We start from the raw sequence: 16,837 nt of genomic DNA on the forward strand, positions 1-16,837 counted from the left end.
GCCCTGCTCCTAGATGTGCGGGACGTCGTCGGGGATGTCGTAGAAGGTCGGGTGGCGGTAGACCTTGTCTGCGCTGGGGGCGAAGAACGGGTCCTTCTCGTCGCGGGTGGAGGCGGCGATGTGCCCGGAGAGCACGACCCAGATGCTCACGCCCTCGTTGCGCCGGGTGTAGAGGTCGCGGGCGTGGGTGAGGGCCATCGCGTCGTCGGCGGCGTGCAGCGAGCCGACGTGGACGTGGTTGAGGCCGCGCTTGCCGCGCACGAACACCTCGTACAGCGGCCAGCCCTGCTGGTCCGGCTTCTCGGCGCTCATGTCGCCGCTCCCTTCTCCGCGCGGGCGGCCCGCTTGGCGGCGTGGGCGGTGGCCGCCTCGCGCACCCAGGCGCCCTCCTCGTGGGCGGTCCGGCGCCGCTCCATCCGCTGTGCGTTGCACGGGCCGTCGCCCTTGATGACGCGCATCAGCTCGTCCCAGTCGGGGGTGCCGAAGTCGTGGTGCCCGCGCTCCTCGTTCCACCGCAGCTGAGGGTCGGGCAGGGTGACGCCGAGCTTCTCGGCCTGCGGGACGGTCATGTCGACGAAGCGCTGCCGCAGTTCGTCGTTGCTGTGCCGCTTGATCTTCCAGGCCATCGAACGCGCCGAGTTGGGCGAGGCGTCGTCGGGCGGGCCGAACATCATCAGGGACGGCCACCACCAGCGGTCCACGGCGTCCTGGACCATCGCGCGCTGGGCGTCGGTGCCGCGCATCATCGTCATCAGCAGCTCGTAGCCCTGGCGCTGGTGGAAGGACTCCTCCTTGCAGATGCGCACCATCGCGCGCGCGTACGGCCCGTAGGAGCTGCGGCACAGCGGCACCTGGTTGCAGATCGCGGCGCCGTCCACGAACCAGCCGATGACACCGACGTCGGCGAAGCTGAGCGTCGGGTAGTTAAAGATCGACGAGTACTTCTGGCGTCCGTCGATCAGCCGCTCGGTGAGGTCCGCGCGGTCGGCGCCCAGCGTCTCGGCCGCCGAGTACAGGTAGAGCCCGTGGCCGGCCTCGTCCTGGACCTTGGCGAACAGGATCGCCTTGCGGCGCAGCGAGGGCGCGCGGGTGATCCACTCGCCCTCCGGCTGCATGCCGATGATCTCCGAGTGCGCGTGCTGGGCGATCTGGCGGATCAGCGTCTTGCGGTAGCCCTCGGGCATCCAGTCGCGCGGCTCGACGCGCTGGTCGCGCGCGATCGTCGCGTCGAAGTGCTCCTGCAAGGGCTGCGGGGGCGGCGCCTCGGCGGCGTCTGTCGTGGTCATCGTCACCAGCTTCCCAACCGACCATTCGTTCGGTATCAGTGTGACGTCTTTCCGTGCGCCGGGCAAGACCCCGAGGCCCCGCCGGTCGCACTCTTGACAGGGCGACCCCACGGCTGGATTACTGAGCCGAGCCGCGCGCTAACCGAATGGTCGGTCGGGAGACTCGGGAGACAAGGTGGTGGGACAGGTGTCGCAGGCCACGGATCAGACGCCCACGGAGGTGATGTTCTCCGCGGACGAGGCGTCCCGGCGGCTGGGCATAGAGCTGGTCGAACACGGCGAGGGCAGCGCGGTCCTCCGCATGGCCGTGACCCCGTCGATGGTGAACGGGCACCGCATCGCCCACGGCGGCTATCTGTTCCTGCTCGCCGACACGGCCTTCGCCTGCGCCTGCAACAGCCACGGCCCGGTGACCGTCGCCGCGGGTGCCGACATCGTGTTCGTGACGCCCGCCCGCGAGGGCGACGTACTCGTGGCGAGGGCCGAGGAACGCGCCCGGTTCGGCCGCAGCGGCGTCTACGACGTGACCGTGCGGCGCGGCGAAGAGGTGATCGCCGAGTTCCGCGGACGCAGCCGCAGCGTGCGGGACACCACGGCGCGCGGGACGCAGGGTACGACGACGAAGGAGTCGCGATGAGCAGCGAGCCGACGACCGGGCCGGCGGCCCCGGCACCGCGCCGGGGTGAGCCCCTCCCCCACGACCTCCTGGACGACGCGGAGCGGCTGTCCCGGGAGCAGCTCGCCGAGCTCCAGCTCGACCGGCTGCGCGCCACCCTGCGGCACGCCTACGACAACGTCGAGCTGTACCGCAAGAAGTTCGACGCGGCCGGCGTCACGCCCGACGACTGCCGCAGCCTGGCGGACCTGTCCCGGTTCCCCTTCACCACCAAGGCCGACCTGCGGGACACCTATCCCTTCGGCATGTTCGCCGTCCCGATGTCCGAGGTGCGGCGCGTGCACGCCTCCAGCGGCACCACCGGCCGGGCCACCGTCGTCGGTTACACGGACGACGACCTGTCCATGTGGGCGGACGTGATCGCCCGCTCCATCCGCGCCGCGGGCGGCCGGCCCGGCCACAAGGTGCACATCTCCTACGGCTACGGCCTGTTCACCGGCGGCCTGGGCGCGCACTACGGCGCCGAACGCGCCGGGTGCACGGTGATCCCGGCCTCCGGCGGCATGACGGCCCGGCAGGTCCAGATCATCCAGGACTTCCGCCCCGAGATCATCATGGTCACGCCGTCCTACATGCTCACCCTGCTCGACGAGTTCGAACGCCAGGGCGTCGATCCGCGCGGCACCTCCCTGAAGGTCGGCATCTTCGGCGCCGAGCCGTGGACCGAGGAGATGCGCCGCGAGATCGAGGAGCGGATGGACATCCACGCGGTCGACATATACGGGCTGTCCGAGGTGATCGGTCCCGGTGTGGCCCAGGAGTGCGTGGAGACCAAGGACGGGCTGCACGTGTGGGAGGACCACTTCTACCCGGAGGTGGTGGACCCGCTCACGGACGCGGTCCTGACCGAGGGCGAGGAGGGCGAGATCGTCTTCACCTCCCTCACCAAGCAGGCGCTGCCGGTCATCCGCTACCGCACCCGCGACCTGTCCCGGCTGCTGCCGGGCACCGCGCGGCCCGCCTTCCGCCGGATGAGCAAGGTCACCGGCCGCTGCGACGACATGATCATCCTGCGCGGGGTGAACGTCTTCCCCACCCAGATCGAGGAGATCGTGCTGCGCACGCCCGGCGTCGCGCCGCACTTCCAGATCCGGCTCACCGAACGGGGCCGCATGGACCACATGACCGTGCGGGTGGAGGCCCGCCCCGGCGCCGGCCCCGAGCAGCGCGCGGCCGCCGCGCGGGCGATCGGACAGGGCGTCAAGGACGGCGTGGGCGTGACCGTGGAGGTGGAGATCGTCGAGCCGGAGACCCTGGAGCGCTCGCTCGGCAAGATCCGCCGGGTGAGCGACCAGCGCGGGGCCTGAGCGGCCGACGGGGAGAAACGTGAGGACGGACACGTCCGTTCCTCTCCCGTACTGGTGTGCAGCGAGGTGCGGGTGGGCAGTGAGTGCATGATCGGGGGAGGTCGAGTCCGTCCTGGGGGGAAATCCCGTGCGTGTGTGTGTGATCGGTGCAGGTCTGTCGGGGCTGGCGGTGGCCCATGCCCTGAGGGAGCGGGGCATCGGCTTCGTCTGCCTGGAGAAGGCGGACGACGTGGGTGGGATCTGGCGCCAGCCGGAGGCCGGCGAGCGGGGCCCCGGATACCAGTCCCTGCACCTCAACACCGCCAAGCAGCTGACGGGTTACGCGGACTTCCCGATGCCCGAGGAGTACCCGCTCTACCCCCGGCACAGCCAGTTCGCCGCGTATCTGCGGTCCTTCGCCGAGTGGTCCGGCGTACGGGAGCACGTCGAGCTGCGGACCGAGGTGACGTCCGTGAGCCAGGACGCGGACGGCATGTGGACCGTGGTCAGCCGGGACGCCGAGGGTGTGGTGGCGTCGCGCCGGTTCGAGCAGGTCGTCGTGGCGTCGGGCCATCACACGGACCCCGCGCTGCCCGATCCGCTCCCCGCGGGGGCCGAGTCCTTCACCGGAAGGATCCTCCACTCCCTCGACTACCGCACCGGCGCCGACTTCGCCGGGCGGCGCGTGGTGGTGGTCGGGCTCGGCGCCTCAGCGGTCGACATCGCGGCGGACCTCTCCCGGCACGCCGCCGAGACCCTCCTCTCGGTGCGCCGGGGGCTGCACATCGTGCCGAAGCAGCTCTACGGCATGTCGGTCGACGTGATCGCCGAAGCGCCCTGGTTCAACGAGATGTCCTTCGCCGAGCGGATCCAGTGGGCGGAACAGGCGCTGCAGGTCGCGCGCGGCAAGCTGTCGGACTACGGCCTGCCCGAGCCCGACCACCCGGTCTTCTCCTCGGCCACGACCCTCTCGGACGAGATCCTCAGCCGCATCCGGCACGGCGCGGTCACGCCCAGGCCCGCCATCGACTCCTTCGACGGCGACCGGGTCGTCTTCACCGACGGCACGTCCGCGGCCGCGGACGCGGTCGTCTACTGCACCGGCTTCCACATGACCTGGCCCTTCCTGCCCGCCGGGTGCCCGGTGGCGGCGGACGGGTCGGTCGAACTGTACCGACGGGTCGTGCCGGCCGGCCGTCCGGGACTGTTCTTCGTGGGCCTGGTCCGGCCCGTGGGCGCCATCACGCGGCTGGTGGAGGCCCAGGCGCGGTGGGTGGGCCAGATCATCGACGGGGACGCCACGCTGCCCCCGGCCCAGGAGATGCGGGAGGAGATCGACATCTACCTCACCTCCATCGTGCAGCGGTACGGGCGGACGCAAGGCGCCTCGATCCAGGTGGACGTGGGCCCGTACCTGGCGGAGTTCAAGGAGTCGCTGCCCGTGTGACCGGCCCCCGGATGCCGTCGTCGGCGTCCGGTCGCCGTGTCCGTCCGCGGGGCTCCCGGTGGGTCGCACCGGGAGCCCCGAGGTGTGTCCGGACGTCCGCTCAGCGCACCGCCACCGGCTCGCGCGGGGTGTCCACGGCCGGCGGCCTGACCGCGTACGCCTCCGAGGAGAGGTACGCCGTCACCCTCGGCGGGCGGCCCTGCTGGTGGGCGAGGGCGAGGTAGGCGATCAGGCCCACTCCATCCTCGGGGCGGCGCTCGGTGAGCGCCTCCAGGGCGCGGACGAGTACGGCGTCGTCCATGCCGTGGTGGCGCAGCACCCTCGACGCCCGTGCCAGTGCCTCACCGTCGTGCCGGGCGTAGTCCCTGACCGGGATGTGCAGGGTGAACCCGCTCGGCCGCGCGGAGGCGGTGTGGGTGAAGGCGTGACAGGACAGGCCGGGGCGCCGGCCGAGTCCCGTCACGTCCAGGCCGATCCCCGCGGCCGTGCGGAAGAAGCCCTCGACGGCCGCCGGGCCGGGCCCCGGCGTCATGCGGGACAGCCGCCCGGCCCGCCCGGCCGTGAGGCTCTCGTGGCGGACGTAGACCTTCGCCCGGGGTTCCGCCCAGTCGCCCAGGTCGAGGGCGAGGAACGGATAGCCGCTGCCGGCGGGCAGACTCGCGAAGGCCCGCCGGTGGCCCAGCCGGTCCAGCGCCTCGCGCACCGTCGCGGCGGAACGTTCCGCCCCGCGCGCTGCCGGGTTCAGGTAGACCTTGACCTTCGGTACGCCGCCGGGCTCCAGCTCCAGGGCGATCCACAGGGCGAGGGGCCCGTGCGGGGACGGTGGCAGGAACAGGTCGCGGAGCCCGTCGAGCGCGGCGGTGGAGAAGTTCCAGCGCCGCGCCATGGCCCGGACCGCCTCCAGCCCGGCGCGGCCCTCCTGAGCCAGGCTGTCTGCGCCGCAGCCCGGCTCCAGGAGCACCCGCAGGGAGGGTGCCGCGTCCGGCTGGAACGACAGGGAGAACTCCACCGGGGTGTGGTCGTCGGACAGGAAGGTGCGGTTGGGCGGCGGCAGGCTCAGGGGCCGCTCGGCCACCGGGCCCAGGACGTCGGTCAGCACGCCGGCGTAGGCCTCGGCGTCGGACGCGGAGAGCCCGGCGACCGCGCCGAGTCTTCGCAGCTGGCCGCCGGTGAGGGCGCCGAGGGTCGGTGCGCCCGCGACGTCCGCGGCCGTCGGTGCGGCGCTCATCGGCCCGTCCCCCGCCGGGGCCGCACAGAGAGATACCCGCCTGGCGAGGCGGGTATCGGGGGGTTCTGCGGCGGGAAAGCGGCGTTCGTGGATATGTGCTCCACGACACCTCCTTTTACTCGTAAGCAACTTGAATGCCGCGTTGCTCACTACCCGTGCCGTCGAACCTTCATGCGGAAGGGGCTGGTTGGGCGGGTGTTGCGCATGTCACCTGGTGAGCCAGTTGAGGAACTGGCTCCACATGCCTCCGCGTTCGGCCGGACGGGCGGAGCTCTCCGCCGTCTGCCGCTCGGCGGTCCCGGCGCCCGGCTGCGCGTCCGCGGCCCGCCCCGAGCGCACCGGGGTGAAGCGGGCGGGCAGGGTGGCGAGGGCCCGGTTGAAGGGGCCCGGACGCCACGTCAGGCTGTCCTCGGGAACGGCGAGTCGGACGTCCGGCAACTCGTTGAACAGGTGCTCGATGGCGGTGACCGTGATGTGCCGGGCCGGTTCCTTGGACGGGCAGGCGTGCGGGCCCGCGCTCCAGGCCAGGTGGGCCCGGTTGCTGCCGGCCTGACGCGCGGCCTTGAGGGCCGGTCCGGTGTTGGCGGCCGCGAAGCTGACCAGGACCAGGTCGCCCGCCTGCAGCTGCTGCCCGGCGAGTTCCGTGTCGGCGGCCGGGTAGTGCGGCGCGTAGTTCGACATCGGTGGGTTCTCCCACAGGGTGTCGTCGAGGGCCTCGTCGATCAGGCCGCCCTCGCGCGCGTAGCGCTCGTGGGTGAGGAGCCGGTGCAGGGTGTTGCCGATGAGGTTGCGCAGCGGTTCGGCGCCCGCGCCCAGCAGCAGCGCGAGCTGATGGACCATCTCCTCGTCGCCGAGCTGCGCCTCGTGCCGCATCAGCCAGGAGGTGACGTCCTCGCCGGGCTTGTTCCGCTTGAGCGCGACGAGCTCCTCCACCGCCTGGAACAGCACGGCGGTGGCCTTCTCGGCGTTGACGCCGTCGAACATGCCCGAGATGCCGAACAGCACCCGGTCACCGATGTCGGCGGGGCAGCCGAAGAGTTCGTTGAACACGAACAGCGGGAGCTGCTTGGCGTAGTCGCCGAGCAGGTCGGCGGAACCGCGGGAGCCGAACTGCGAGATGAGGTAGCGGGAGATCTGCTCGGTGCTGCGGCTGAGCCGCCGGGTGTCCACCCGCGCCATGCTGTCGGTGACCGCCTGCCGCAGCCGGATGTGGTCGGCTCCGTCGGCGAACATGCAGTTGGACCGGTAGGCGAGCAGCGGGGCGACCGGGCTGTCCGGGCCGACCTTGCCCTCGTTGAAGGCCCGCCAGCGGCGCGCGTCCTTGCGGAAGGAGCCGGAGTCCTGCAGCAGCTGGAGCGCCGCCGCGTAGTCGGTGACCAGCGTCGCCTCGACGCCCGGGGCCAGTTCGACGGGCGCGGCGGCCCCGTAGTGACGCAGGTACTCGTAGTACGCCTGGGGGTGGGCGGCGAACTCCGGCCCGTGCAGGGGCACTCGGGCGCCGGAGCCGTGCGCCGGGCACCCCGGGGGCGGCACCGGGGCGGTGTCGTGGGCGTTCATGTCTGCTCCCAGCTCCTAGCGGGTGCGGTCCAGCAAGTAGCGGACGAGGGTGGTCAGTGCGGCGGCCGAGGACTTCTCGTCGCGGGCGTCGCAGGTGACGACGGGGGTGTCGTCGAGCAGGTCCAGCGCCTCGCGCAGGGCCCGCTCGTCGCGCAGGGGGACGCCGTCGAAGTGGTTGACGGCGATGGCGTAGTCGAGGCCGTACTGCTCGATGAGGTCGATCACCGGGAAGGAGTCGGCCAGCCGCTCGGGGTCGACGAGCACCAGGGCACCGAGCGCGCCGCGCGCCATGTCCTCCCACATCTGCACGAAGCGCTGCTGCCCGGGGGTGCCGAACAGATACAGCACGACGCGGTCGCTGATGGTCAGCCGACCGAAGTCCATGGCGACCGTGGTGGTGGTCTTGCCCTGGACCCCCTTGAGGTCGTCGACCGACTCGGCGGCCTGCGTCATCGTCTCCTCGGTGGACAGCGGCTCGATCTCGGAGATGGAGCCGATGAGGGTGGTCTTGCCCACCGCGAAGTGACCGACGACGAGGATCTTCACCGCGGTCTGGGTCGCCCCGCCGCGCACGTAGTCCCGCTCATCCAAACTTGGCGCGGAGCCCATTGAGCACCTCCTCCAGGATCTCCTTGTCGGCCAGGCGGGCGCGGGCCACCGGCGGACGGGTCATGAGGTGGCCGCCCTCCATCAGGGAGGCCAGCAGGATGCGCACCACGCCCAGCGGGAAGTGGGTGTGCCCGGCGATCTCGGCGACCGACAGGTAGCCGGCGGAGCACAGGTCCAGCAGGCTCTGCTCCTCGGGGGAGAGCCGCAGTGGCCTCCGTGCGTGCCCGTCGGCGGCCGTGACGAGGGTGATGAGGGAGAGGTGGTCCTCGTCGGGCAGGCCGCGGCCCTTGGTGATGACGTACGGCCGCACTAATTCGGGCGCCTCGGGCTCCCAGCCGTCGTGGCCGGTCATGAGCGGGAACCGAGGTTCTCGCGCGGCGGCGTCGTCAGCCGCTTGCCGAGCTGGGCGACGAGCTGCTGCATCCGGAAGGTGATGTCGGCCATGTCGACGTCCGGGGAGGCGGAGACGCCGAGGTAGGCGCCCTCGCCGGCGGAGATCAGGAACACCCAGCCGCCGTCGAACTCGACCAGGGTCTGCCGCCAGGACTGGCTCGGGTCCTCACAGAAGAAGGCGAGGGTCCGGCTGAGCGACTGCACGCCGCTCATCGCGGCCGCGACCCGGTCGGCGTCGTCCTTGTCGAAGTCCTGCGTCCGGGCCATCAGCAGCCCGTCGGCCGAGATCAGGACCGCGTGCAGGGCCCCGGGAATCTCCAGGGCGCTGTCGAGCATCCATGACAGATCGTCGTTCACGAGTCCTCATGTCCTTCTCTGCTTGCACCAGATGTTCTGCGTGTCCGGTCGGCGTCCTGGGGTCCGGTGCCGCGGCCGGTCTGCGTGCCCCGTTGGAAAGCGGCCATGACCTGTGCCTGCTCGGCGTCGGAACGGCCGGCGGTACGCGGGGCGGCCGCGCTGCCGGGCACGATGGCCATCGGGCGCTTGCGGCGCCGCCGGGGCAGGCCGTCGCTGGTCTCGGAGGGGGCGAGCGCCGCCTCCGGTCCGCCGTCCGCCTCGGGCCGGGCGGCGTTGCGGACGGCCGGGGCGGCGGGTGCCTTCCTCTCCGGCATGGCGGTGAGCAGGTCGTGCGGGAGCAGGACCACGGCGCGCACACCTCCGTAGGGGGACGAGGAGTCCACCGAGACCTCGAAGCCGAAGCGCTCGCAGAGCAGGCCGATGACCGCGAAGCCGAACTGCGGCGGGTTGCCGAGCCCCGCCACGCCCGAGGCGCGCTCGGTGGCGAGGAGCTTGTCGGCGCGGACGCGCTCCTCGTCGCTCATGCCGACGCCCGCGTCGTCGACGACGACGCAGATGCCCTTGGGCACGGTACGGATGTTGATCTCGACGACGGTGTCCGGGCTGGAGTAGCTGGTGGCGTTGTCGAGCAGCTCGGCGAGGGCCAGGGCGACGGGCTCGACGGCACGGCTGGTGATGCCGAAGTCGACCTGGGAGAGGATCTCCACCCGGCGGAAGTGCCGGATGCGGCCCTGGGCGCTGCGCACCACGTCGTACACCGAGGCGGTGTCGCGGCGGCCGCCGAGCCAGCCGTCGCACAGCACCGCGATGGACTGGGCGCGCCGGCCGAACTGCGAGTTGGTGTGGTCGATCTCCAGCAGGTCCTGGAGCAGCGCCGAGTCCCCGTACTTGGTCTGCAGCCGGGAGAGCACCAGCTGCTGTTCGGCGGCGAGGCCCTGCAGGGTCCGCATGGCCGATTTCAGCACGGTCTTGGTCTCGTCCTCGGCCCGCTCCTGGGCCGCCCGCACGGAGTTGCCGTAGTCGTTCTCCAGCTCCGTGTAGTGCTGCTTGAGCCCCTGGACCTCCTGCCGCAGAGCTCGTGCCGCCCCGCGCTGCCGGCCGATGAGCACGGCGGCGGCGACGAGGGCGACGAGAAGGGCCCAGAGCAATGGGTTCCCTGTGTATTCCGTCATAAGACTCTCTTCAGGCGACTGAAGGCCGGTTCGCTGAGTTCCCGTGCACGCGGGCGGCCCGGTGGACCGCCCGGCACCGGGGGTGCTGCCCGGGCTGTCCCTGAAGTCGGGGATGCCGTCTTTCACCCATCCGCCCGCTCCGCAAACGCGGTGATCGTATCACCGCATGATCAGGTGAATTTACGTCAAGAAGTGTTCATCCAGGACTGGTTGGAACCGCCGCTTCCTGTCACTTCGGCGGTGGGTACAGTCAGCCCCGTGAAAGATGCACTAGACACCTTCCGGCCGCGCGCTCGGCCGGCCCCGGACGGCCTGCCGTGACGCCCGAGGCGATGGCCGCGGTGTTCGCGGCGGGCGTGGGAGCCGGCGCCATCAACAGCGTCGTCGGCTCCGGGACGTTGATCACCTTCCCGGTGCTGCTGGCCACGGGACTGCCCCCCGTCACCGCGACGGTGTCCAACGCGCTCGGACTCATCCCGGGCTCCATCAGCGGCGCCATCGGGTACCGGAAGGAACTGAGCGGCCAGCGCCGGCGGGTGCTGAGGCTCAGCGCCGGTGCGCTGGCCGGCGGCCTGGCCGGTGCCACGCTGCTGCTCGCCCTGCCCGCGGACGCGTTCGAGACGATCGTGCCGGTACTGGTGGGTCTCGCCCTGGTGCTGGTGGCGCTCCAGCCCCAGATCGGCAGGTGGGTGCAGCGCCGCCGCGAGCGCACCGGCGCCTCGCCGCGCCGGGACGGCGGCCCGCTGCTGTTCTCCGGGCTGACGCTGGCGAGCGTCTACGGCGGCTACTTCACCGCCGCGCAGGGGATCATCTACCTGTCCCTGATGGGCATGCTGCTCGACGAGCCGCTGCAGCGCCTCAACGGCGTCAAGAACGTCCTCTCCGCCGTCGTGAACACCGTCGCCGCGCTCTTCTTCCTCTTCGCCGCGGACTTCGACTGGACGGCCGTGGCGCTGCTGGCGGTCGGCTCGGCCCTCGGCGGGTACGCCGGGGCCAAGGTGGGCCGCCGCTTCAGCCCCCTGGCGCTGCGGATCATCGTCGTGGCGGTCGGCACCGTGGCCCTGGTGCAGCTGCTGCTGCGCTGAGCCGTCCTGTGGCGGGGAAGCGGCCAAAAGTGGAACCTTCCCCGCCACTTGTCGCCGCACTCACGTCCGGGCGGACCGGGCACGTGGGATGGACCACGTGCCCGCACGGATTGATCCCGCGAGCGATCAGGGAAGCCATGGAGCGCCCGAGATCGAATCGAAGGGACACCCCCGTGACGCTCGTAGCGCCTCCCCCCATACCCAGGGCAGCGGGTTCGCTGCCGTTCCTGGGTCACGCGATACAGCTCATGCGCGACAACCTCGGCTTCATCGCCGCACTGCGCACCTCCTACGGACCGGTCGTCGAGATCACCCTCCAGCCCGGCACCCGCACCCTCGTCGTCCAGGACCCCGGCCTCATCCGCACCATGCTGACCGACCTCGGCCCGAGCCTCGACAAGGGCCGCTTCTTCGAGAAGATGGGCCAGCTGCTGGGCGACTCCGTCGTCACCGCCGCCGGACAGACCCACGTCCGCAAACGGCGCCAGCTCCAGCCCGCCTTCGCCCGCGAACGGATCGACCGCTACGTCGACACCATGCGCGGGGAGACCGAGGCGGCCGTCGACGACTGGGCCGTCGGCCGGGCCCTGGACGTGCGGGAGGCGATGGTGGGGCTCAGCCTGAACATGCTGGCCAAGACGGTGTTCTCGGGCAGCCTGGACGAGACCGCCTTCCGCCGCCTGCGCGCGGACCTGTCCGTCGTGATGAACGGCGTCGGCGCCCGCGTCATGCTCCCCGACTGGGTGGAGCGGCTGCCGCTGCCCGCCAACCGCCGCTTCACCAGGGCACGGGACGCCGTACGGGCCACCATCGACCGGGCCGTCACCGGCCTGCGGGCCTCCGGCCACGACACCGGCGACATGCTGTCCCTGCTGCTGCGCACCACGGACGAGGAGACCGGCCGGCCGCTGACCGGGCACCAGATCTCCTCCGAGATCCTCACCCTGGCCGTGGCCGGCACCGAGACCACCGCCTCGGTGCTCTCCTGGACGCTGTACGAACTCGCCCGCAACCCGGACGTCGAGGCCAAGGTCCTCGCGGAACTCGACGACGTGCTCGGCGGCCGGCCGGTGGCCTTCGACGACCTGGGCCGGCTCCCCTACCTGAGACGGGTCGTCGACGAGACGCTGCGACTGCACCACACCGGCTGGCTCGTCACCCGGCGCACCGTCACCGAGACCCGCCTCGGCCCCTGGACCGTGCCCGCCGGGACCGAACTCGCCTACTGCCAGCACGCCCTCCACCGCGATCCCGCGCTCTTCCCGGACCCGCTGCGGTTCGACCCCGACCGCCGGCCGGACGGTGACGGTCCCAGGCCCTCGCACGCGTTCCTGCCCTTCGGCGCGGGCAAGCACAAGTGCATCGGCGACCGGTTCGCCCTCACCGAGCTCCTCACCGCCGTCGCCACCATCGTCCGGCGGGTACGCCTGGAACTCGCGCCGGGACAGACCGTGCGGCCCGTCGCCGCGGCCACCGTGCGGCCCCGGACCCTGTCGATGACCGTGCGGGACCGACGGAACCCCGCGGCCCACGCGGCCGGTTGAGTCGACGCGCAGCGCCCGGGGCCCAACGGGCTCCGGGCCCTTTCCATAACGGCGCGTTATGGGAAACCGGGATTGGTGACCCCCGTTCCCCGCCGGAGATGCTGAGCGCCCCCACCCACCACACGCGACCCCACGCGTGTCGTCGGAATCGAGGAGCCTTGCGCATCACCAGACTCGTCCCCACCCTGCTGGCCGCGCTCATGGCCGCACTGCTGTCCGCCCTCGCGCTCGCGCCGAACGCCTCCGCGGCCGAGCCCAGGCCCGGTGAGGGCGGCCCCCAGCCGATCATCGGCGGCGGCTACGCCCAGAACGCCCCCTGGGCGGCCCGGCTGTTCTCCAACGGCACCCAGACCTGCAGCGCCACCATCATCTCCCCCACCTGGATACTCACCGCCAAGCACTGCGTGAGCGGCGGCGGGCTCTCCTTCCGCATCGGCAGCCTCGACCAGAGCTCCGGCGGCACCGTGGCGAACGGCGTGCAGACCGTCACCCACTCCTCGTCGGACCTCGCACTGGTGCGCCTCGACCGCTCCGTCTCCGCCTCCTACGCGCGGCTCGGCCAGCCCGGCACGGTGCGCGTCGGCCAGAACGTACAGGTCTACGGCTGGGGCGCCACCTCCCGGTGCGGTTCGGAGATCAACTGCCAGTCCCGGTACTTGAAGGTCGCCAACCTGACCGTCACCCGCGGCTGCTACGACGCCTACTACGGCCAGGCCATCTGCGCCCGCCCCGGTGACGGCATCACCGCGGGCGGCGACTCCGGCGGTCCGATGATGGCCGGCGGCGTCCAGGTCGGCGTCGCCTCGACCAGCGACCGCCAGACCACCACGGCGTACACGAACGTGACGGCGTACCGCTCCTGGATCCAGTCGGTCGCCGGCGTCTGATCCGCCCTCCCCGGCAGCGGGCCGGGCCGTCCAGCAACCGGACGGCCCGGCAGACGCATGGCACATGCATCTATCCTTCGGCGCGAACCACCGGCCTCCCGCGCGAAGGAGACGCAATGGCAGGGCAGACAGCCGACTCCCCCGTGACCGAGTACGACGCGGCCGTCCTCCGGCTCCAGGACGTCGGTGTCCGCCGCCACACCACCGACCAGCTCATCCTCGACGGCGTCGACTGGACGGTCCGGCCGGGAGAGCACTGGGCCCTGCTGGGAGCCAACGGCGCCGGCAAGACCACCCTGCTGCGGCTGCTGGGCGCGCTGATGCACCCGACGACCGGGACGGTGGAGGTCCTCGGCAGCCGGCTCGGCCGGGTGGACGTCCGTGAGCTGCGGGCCCGCATCGGCCACGTCAACTCCGCCCAGCGAGTGCCGCAGGACCTCACCGCCCACACGGTCGTCCTCACCGGGCACAGCGGCACCGTGCAGCCCCTGTGGCGGACGTACGACGACGAGGTCCGCCTCCGCGCCCGCGACCTGCTCACCGAACTCGGTGTCAAGGAGCTGGCCGACCGGCCGTACGGCGTGTGCTCGGGCGGCCAGCGGGCGCGGGTCCTCATCGCCAGGGCACTGATGGCCGACCCGGCCCTGCTCCTCCTGGACGAGCCCTTCAACGCGCTGGACCTGCCCTCCCGGGAGGACCTCGTCGAGGCCATGCACCGGCTGGCCGGGGGGCGACCGCGGCTGGCCACCGTGACGGTGACCCACCATCTGGAGGAGCTGTTCCCCGCCGTCAGCCACGCCCTGCTCCTGCGCGAGGGCCGGATCCTGACCCGCGGGCCCGTGGACGACGTCCTCACCGACTCCCTGCTGACCGCGTGCTTCGGCCGGGACATCACGGTGGCCAGGCGGGACGGCCGCTGGTCGGCCTACTCGGGAAGCCGTTCCTGAGAGCGGAGTGAGCGAGGGCGGCCCCGGAGGTATCGGCGTACGGAACGTCCGGGACCGCCCCTCGGCTCCCCCGCCAGGGGACTGCCCAGCCGCCGCCCGGGGGAAACAGGCGACGGCGGCGGTCCGGTCACATGCACACCCACGGGTTACCCCGGTCAACTCCGGGCACCGCCACCCGATCGGCCGCCGCCGGTCGTCCGGTGGGTGCTGCCCGGCTCGTTCAGGGGCATGCGCATGGGTGGAGGTCCGCGCCTTCGCCCACCCCGACCCCGAGGAGCAGCCGCACCGTGGGAACCGCCGTGCACGTCCCGCAGACCCGCGACATGCTCGGAGAGGAACTCTCCGGCGACGAAGCCCTGACCGCGCTGCGCCGTTACGGAGGTCTGCGGCTCCTGACCGACTCCTTCGCCCGGTTCCGCTACGCGGACGGCTTCACCAACGCACGGGCCCTCGCCTTCCAGGTGGTCCTCGGACTGGTCCCGTTCACCATCGTGCTCGTCGGCCTCGCCACGTCGGTCCACACCGAGGGCGTGGGCCGGGTCGTCGAGCTCACGCTCGGGCGGATCGTGCCGGGGGCCAGCGCCGACGTCGTGGAGAAGGCGTTCGAGGGCACCCGGCGCAGCGCCGGCAGCGACGCGTGGAGCGCGCTGGCGCTCTGGCTCGGGCTGGCGTTCGCCCTGCTGAACCTCGCCTCGGCCATGGGCCAGATCGAGCGGGGCGCCAACCGCATCTACGGCATCGAGCGCGACCGCCCCTCCCTCCGCAAGTACGGCAGGGCGCTGGTGCTCGCGCTCACCGCGGGCCTGCCGATGGTGCTGGGGTTCCTGGTGCTCGTCGCGGGCGAGGCCGTCGGGGACGCCGTGGCCCGCTCCGCCGGCGACCGGGCCGGCGCTCCCGGCTGGTGGACCGCGCTGGAGGTACCGGCGGGGCTGCTGCTGGCCTGGGTCGCCTCGGCGGTGATCCTGCGCTGGTCGCCCCGCCGCGACCAGCCCGGCTACACCTGGCTGGCCTTCGGTTCCGCGGTCCACCTGGTGCTGTGGGTGTCGGCGACCTGGCTGCTGGCGCTGTACGTCGGTCACAGCGGAGCCTTCGGCGCGGTGTACGGACCGCTCACCGCCTTCATCGCGCTGCTGCTGTGGGCGAACCTCACGGCGGTGGCGCTCTTCCTCGGCATCGCCTTCGCGGCCCAGCTGGAGGCGGCCCGGGCCGGCATCCGCACTCCGGTACGGCCGGACCCGGGTCCGGGTGACTGACACCCGGTCCGCGCCGCTCGCGCCTCAGGCGCAGCCCCAGGCCGACATGCCCTGGATGCGGGCGAGGCTCTTGGCGACGGCGATCTGCTCCCCGCGGGTGGCGAGGTCGGCGCGCGGCGCGTACGCGAGGCCGCCCGCGGCGGCCCAGCTCGACGGAGCGAACTGCAGACCGCCGTAGTAGCCGTTGCCGGTGTTCGCGTTCCAGTCGCCGCCGGACTCACAGGCGGCGATGGCGTCCCAGTCGGTGCGCACGGGGACGGTGGCCGCGGCCGCCGCCTCGGTGGTCGCGCCCAGGGCTGCCGCGGCGAGGAGGGCCACCGCCGCGGTCCTGGCCGTGCGGACGCGCGAGGCGCTCTGATGAACATCTCGTCTACAGATCATACCGAGACTGTTACACCGGGTGACGGTGCGACGCCTCGCCGGCCACCGTCCCGTTGCGCCGGTCGGGGCACGCGGACCACCCGACGGCACCCCCGAGCCAGGCGTGGGCGCGGAGCCGCCTCGCGAAGCGCCGGGTGCGCGCCCCTCGTTCGTGTGAAGGACCGCGCAGGGCTCGGCCAGTCGGGTGAGCGGCGAGCGAGTGCGGCACGGCGCGCCCTTACGGTTTCGCGGTGACCTCGATCTCAACTGACACACGCCCCCTGCGAACCGCCGACCTCGGCACGCTCGTCATCATGTCCTGGAGCCGGGAGACCCCCGACGGCGACGTCCCCTTCCTCCTCGCCTGTTCCCTGGGCGACGGCGAGGGCGGCCCGGAGGCGACCGGGGCCGCCGTGGAGCGGCTGCTGGGCCACGCCGGGCTGTCCGTCGGCGACGGTGTCGTGGACGCCGCGCGGCTGCCGAACCTGCCGGTGACGCTGCTGGTGGTGCCGGGCGCGGCGGCCCTCACGATGCCGGGGGTCAACGCCCAGTTCGCCCCCACGGCGCAGTGGCGCCGCGCGGTCGACGAGCGCGGGTACGCCTGCCTGATCTTCACCGCCCGCCCGTGGGGCGACGGGGAGCCAGGCGACGGCGAGGCGGTCGCCGCCTTCGCTAACGACGAGCGGACACTGGCGTCGGCGGCCCAGATGATCCTGCCCGTGCGCACCCTGCGCAGCTGACGCGCGGCGG

At 72.3% G+C, this 16,837-nt stretch carries 18 protein-coding genes; 9 read left to right on the forward strand and 9 right to left on the reverse strand.

From position 1 onward, the window contains the following. Nucleotides 1-9: 9 nt before the first annotated feature. Both paaB and paaA read right to left on the reverse strand, forming a co-directional pair. Nucleotides 10-312 (reverse strand): 1,2-phenylacetyl-CoA epoxidase subunit PaaB, encoded by a 303-nt coding sequence (paaB, locus tag AMK11_RS24505; protein ID WP_073730169.1) that lies wholly within the window; start codon nucleotides 310-312, stop codon nucleotides 10-12. Beyond that, nucleotides 309-1,286, reverse strand: coding sequence for a 1,2-phenylacetyl-CoA epoxidase subunit PaaA (paaA, locus tag AMK11_RS24510; RefSeq protein ID WP_073730170.1), 978 nt, complete (start codon nucleotides 1,284-1,286; stop codon nucleotides 309-311). Before paaA ends, paaB begins: the two co-directional genes overlap by 4 nt. Nucleotides 1,287-1,473: 187 nt before the next feature. On the opposite strand from paaA, the gene paaI reads away from it, so the two are divergent. From paaI to AMK11_RS24525, 3 genes are all read left to right on the forward strand, one after another. Beyond that, entirely contained in the window at nucleotides 1,474-1,923 is a 450-nt protein-coding gene (gene paaI, locus AMK11_RS24515; RefSeq protein ID WP_073730171.1) for a hydroxyphenylacetyl-CoA thioesterase PaaI, read from the forward strand. After that, nucleotides 1,920-3,269, forward strand: a complete 1,350-nt coding sequence (gene paaK, locus AMK11_RS24520; RefSeq protein ID WP_073730172.1) for a phenylacetate--CoA ligase PaaK — start codon at nucleotides 1,920-1,922, stop codon at nucleotides 3,267-3,269. Before paaI ends, paaK begins: the two co-directional genes overlap by 4 nt. A 127-nt stretch (nucleotides 3,270-3,396) precedes the next feature. Beyond that, on the forward strand, nucleotides 3,397-4,695 hold the full coding sequence (locus AMK11_RS24525; RefSeq protein WP_073730173.1) for a flavin-containing monooxygenase: 1,299 nt from the start codon (nucleotides 3,397-3,399) through the stop codon (nucleotides 4,693-4,695). Nucleotides 4,696-4,795: 100 nt separating this feature from the next. Here AMK11_RS24525 and AMK11_RS24530 read toward each other — a convergent pair whose 3' ends face one another. From AMK11_RS24530 to AMK11_RS24555, 6 genes are all read right to left on the reverse strand, one after another. Further along, entirely contained in the window at nucleotides 4,796-5,923 is a 1,128-nt protein-coding gene (locus tag AMK11_RS24530) for a tryptophan dimethylallyltransferase family protein (protein ID WP_073730174.1), read from the reverse strand. 207 nt (nucleotides 5,924-6,130) lie between these two features. Next, on the reverse strand, nucleotides 6,131-7,480 hold the full coding sequence (locus tag AMK11_RS24535; protein WP_073730175.1) for a cytochrome P450: 1,350 nt from the start codon (nucleotides 7,478-7,480) through the stop codon (nucleotides 6,131-6,133). 15 nt (nucleotides 7,481-7,495) lie between these two features. Next, on the reverse strand, nucleotides 7,496-8,089 hold the full coding sequence (locus AMK11_RS24540) for a GTP-binding protein (protein ID WP_073730176.1): 594 nt from the start codon (nucleotides 8,087-8,089) through the stop codon (nucleotides 7,496-7,498). Beyond that, nucleotides 8,064-8,441: a DUF742 domain-containing protein gene (locus AMK11_RS24545; protein WP_073730177.1), complete on the reverse strand. Its 378-nt coding sequence runs from the start codon at nucleotides 8,439-8,441 to the stop codon at nucleotides 8,064-8,066. Before AMK11_RS24545 ends, AMK11_RS24540 begins: the two co-directional genes overlap by 26 nt. After that, nucleotides 8,438-8,839 carry a roadblock/LC7 domain-containing protein gene (locus tag AMK11_RS24550; protein ID WP_073730178.1) on the reverse strand — a complete coding sequence of 134 codons (402 nt, stop codon included), beginning with the start codon at nucleotides 8,837-8,839 and terminating at the stop codon, nucleotides 8,438-8,440. The genes AMK11_RS24545 and AMK11_RS24550 overlap by 4 nt, the downstream gene beginning before the upstream one ends. Further along, the gene (locus tag AMK11_RS24555; RefSeq protein ID WP_073730179.1) at nucleotides 8,836-10,011 is read right to left on the reverse strand and encodes an ATP-binding protein; all 1,176 of its coding nucleotides are present in this window, start codon (nucleotides 10,009-10,011) and stop codon (nucleotides 8,836-8,838) included. The genes AMK11_RS24550 and AMK11_RS24555 overlap by 4 nt, the downstream gene beginning before the upstream one ends. Before the next feature lie 332 nt (nucleotides 10,012-10,343). Here AMK11_RS24555 and AMK11_RS24560 point away from each other — a divergent pair, with 332 nt between their 5' ends. The 5 genes from AMK11_RS24560 to AMK11_RS24580 all read left to right on the forward strand — a co-directional run bounded on the left by AMK11_RS24560 (nucleotide 10,344) and on the right by AMK11_RS24580 (nucleotide 15,727). Beyond that, nucleotides 10,344-11,096 (forward strand): sulfite exporter TauE/SafE family protein, encoded by a 753-nt coding sequence (locus AMK11_RS24560; protein ID WP_198941458.1) that lies wholly within the window; start codon nucleotides 10,344-10,346, stop codon nucleotides 11,094-11,096. A gap of 137 nt (nucleotides 11,097-11,233) precedes the next feature. After that, nucleotides 11,234-12,640 carry a cytochrome P450 gene (locus AMK11_RS24565; protein WP_274535684.1) on the forward strand — a complete coding sequence of 469 codons (1,407 nt, stop codon included), beginning with the start codon at nucleotides 11,234-11,236 and terminating at the stop codon, nucleotides 12,638-12,640. Nucleotides 12,641-12,798: 158 nt separating this feature from the next. Next, nucleotides 12,799-13,527: a S1 family peptidase gene (locus AMK11_RS24570; RefSeq protein WP_073730182.1), complete on the forward strand. Its 729-nt coding sequence runs from the start codon at nucleotides 12,799-12,801 to the stop codon at nucleotides 13,525-13,527. Nucleotides 13,528-13,643: 116 nt separating this feature from the next. Next, entirely contained in the window at nucleotides 13,644-14,474 is an 831-nt protein-coding gene (locus tag AMK11_RS24575; RefSeq protein WP_073730183.1) for an ABC transporter ATP-binding protein, read from the forward strand. Between the two features lie 287 nt (nucleotides 14,475-14,761). After that, nucleotides 14,762-15,727: a YihY/virulence factor BrkB family protein gene (locus AMK11_RS24580; RefSeq protein ID WP_073730184.1), complete on the forward strand. Its 966-nt coding sequence runs from the start codon at nucleotides 14,762-14,764 to the stop codon at nucleotides 15,725-15,727. A gap of 24 nt (nucleotides 15,728-15,751) precedes the next feature. On the opposite strand, the gene AMK11_RS24585 is transcribed toward AMK11_RS24580, so the two are convergent. Further along, a complete protein-coding gene (locus AMK11_RS24585) occupies nucleotides 15,752-16,108 on the reverse strand; it encodes a transglycosylase family protein (protein WP_073730185.1) in 357 nt (118 codons plus the stop codon). 230 nt (nucleotides 16,109-16,338) lie between these two features. Between AMK11_RS24585 and AMK11_RS24590 the strand changes: the two genes are divergently transcribed. After that, the gene (locus AMK11_RS24590) at nucleotides 16,339-16,827 is read left to right on the forward strand and encodes a DUF5949 family protein (protein WP_073730186.1); all 489 of its coding nucleotides are present in this window, start codon (nucleotides 16,339-16,341) and stop codon (nucleotides 16,825-16,827) included. Nucleotides 16,828-16,837 lie beyond the last annotated feature (10 nt).

It is taken from the genome of Streptomyces sp. CB02414, from assembly GCF_001905385.1.
In the GTDB taxonomy this organism is placed as follows: Bacteria; Actinomycetota; Actinomycetes; order Streptomycetales; family Streptomycetaceae; genus Streptomyces.

Bases quoted from the DNA above. Each gene is read 5' to 3' on its own strand.
- paaB (WP_073730169.1), bottom strand. From the start codon at position 312: ATGAGCGCCGAGAAGCCGGACCAGCAGGGCTGGCCGCTGTACGAGGTG.
- AMK11_RS24585 (WP_073730185.1), bottom strand. From the start codon at position 16,108: ATGATCTGTAGACGAGATGTTCATCAGAGCGCCTCGCGCGTCCGCACG.
- AMK11_RS24535 (WP_073730175.1), bottom strand. From the start codon at position 7,480: ATGAACGCCCACGACACCGCCCCGGTGCCGCCCCCGGGGTGCCCGGCG.
- AMK11_RS24555 (WP_073730179.1), bottom strand. From the start codon at position 10,011: ATGACGGAATACACAGGGAACCCATTGCTCTGGGCCCTTCTCGTCGCC.
- AMK11_RS24545 (WP_073730177.1), bottom strand. From the start codon at position 8,441: ATGACCGGCCACGACGGCTGGGAGCCCGAGGCGCCCGAATTAGTGCGG.
- paaA (WP_073730170.1), bottom strand. From the start codon at position 1,286: ATGACCACGACAGACGCCGCCGAGGCGCCGCCCCCGCAGCCCTTGCAG.
- AMK11_RS24575 (WP_073730183.1), top strand. From the start codon at position 13,644: ATGGCAGGGCAGACAGCCGACTCCCCCGTGACCGAGTACGACGCGGCC.
- paaK (WP_073730172.1), top strand. From the start codon at position 1,920: ATGAGCAGCGAGCCGACGACCGGGCCGGCGGCCCCGGCACCGCGCCGG.
- AMK11_RS24530 (WP_073730174.1), bottom strand. From the start codon at position 5,923: ATGAGCGCCGCACCGACGGCCGCGGACGTCGCGGGCGCACCGACCCTC.
- AMK11_RS24540 (WP_073730176.1), bottom strand. From the start codon at position 8,089: ATGGGCTCCGCGCCAAGTTTGGATGAGCGGGACTACGTGCGCGGCGGG.
- AMK11_RS24565 (WP_274535684.1), top strand. From the start codon at position 11,234: ATGGAGCGCCCGAGATCGAATCGAAGGGACACCCCCGTGACGCTCGTA.
- AMK11_RS24560 (WP_198941458.1), top strand. From the start codon at position 10,344: ATGGCCGCGGTGTTCGCGGCGGGCGTGGGAGCCGGCGCCATCAACAGC.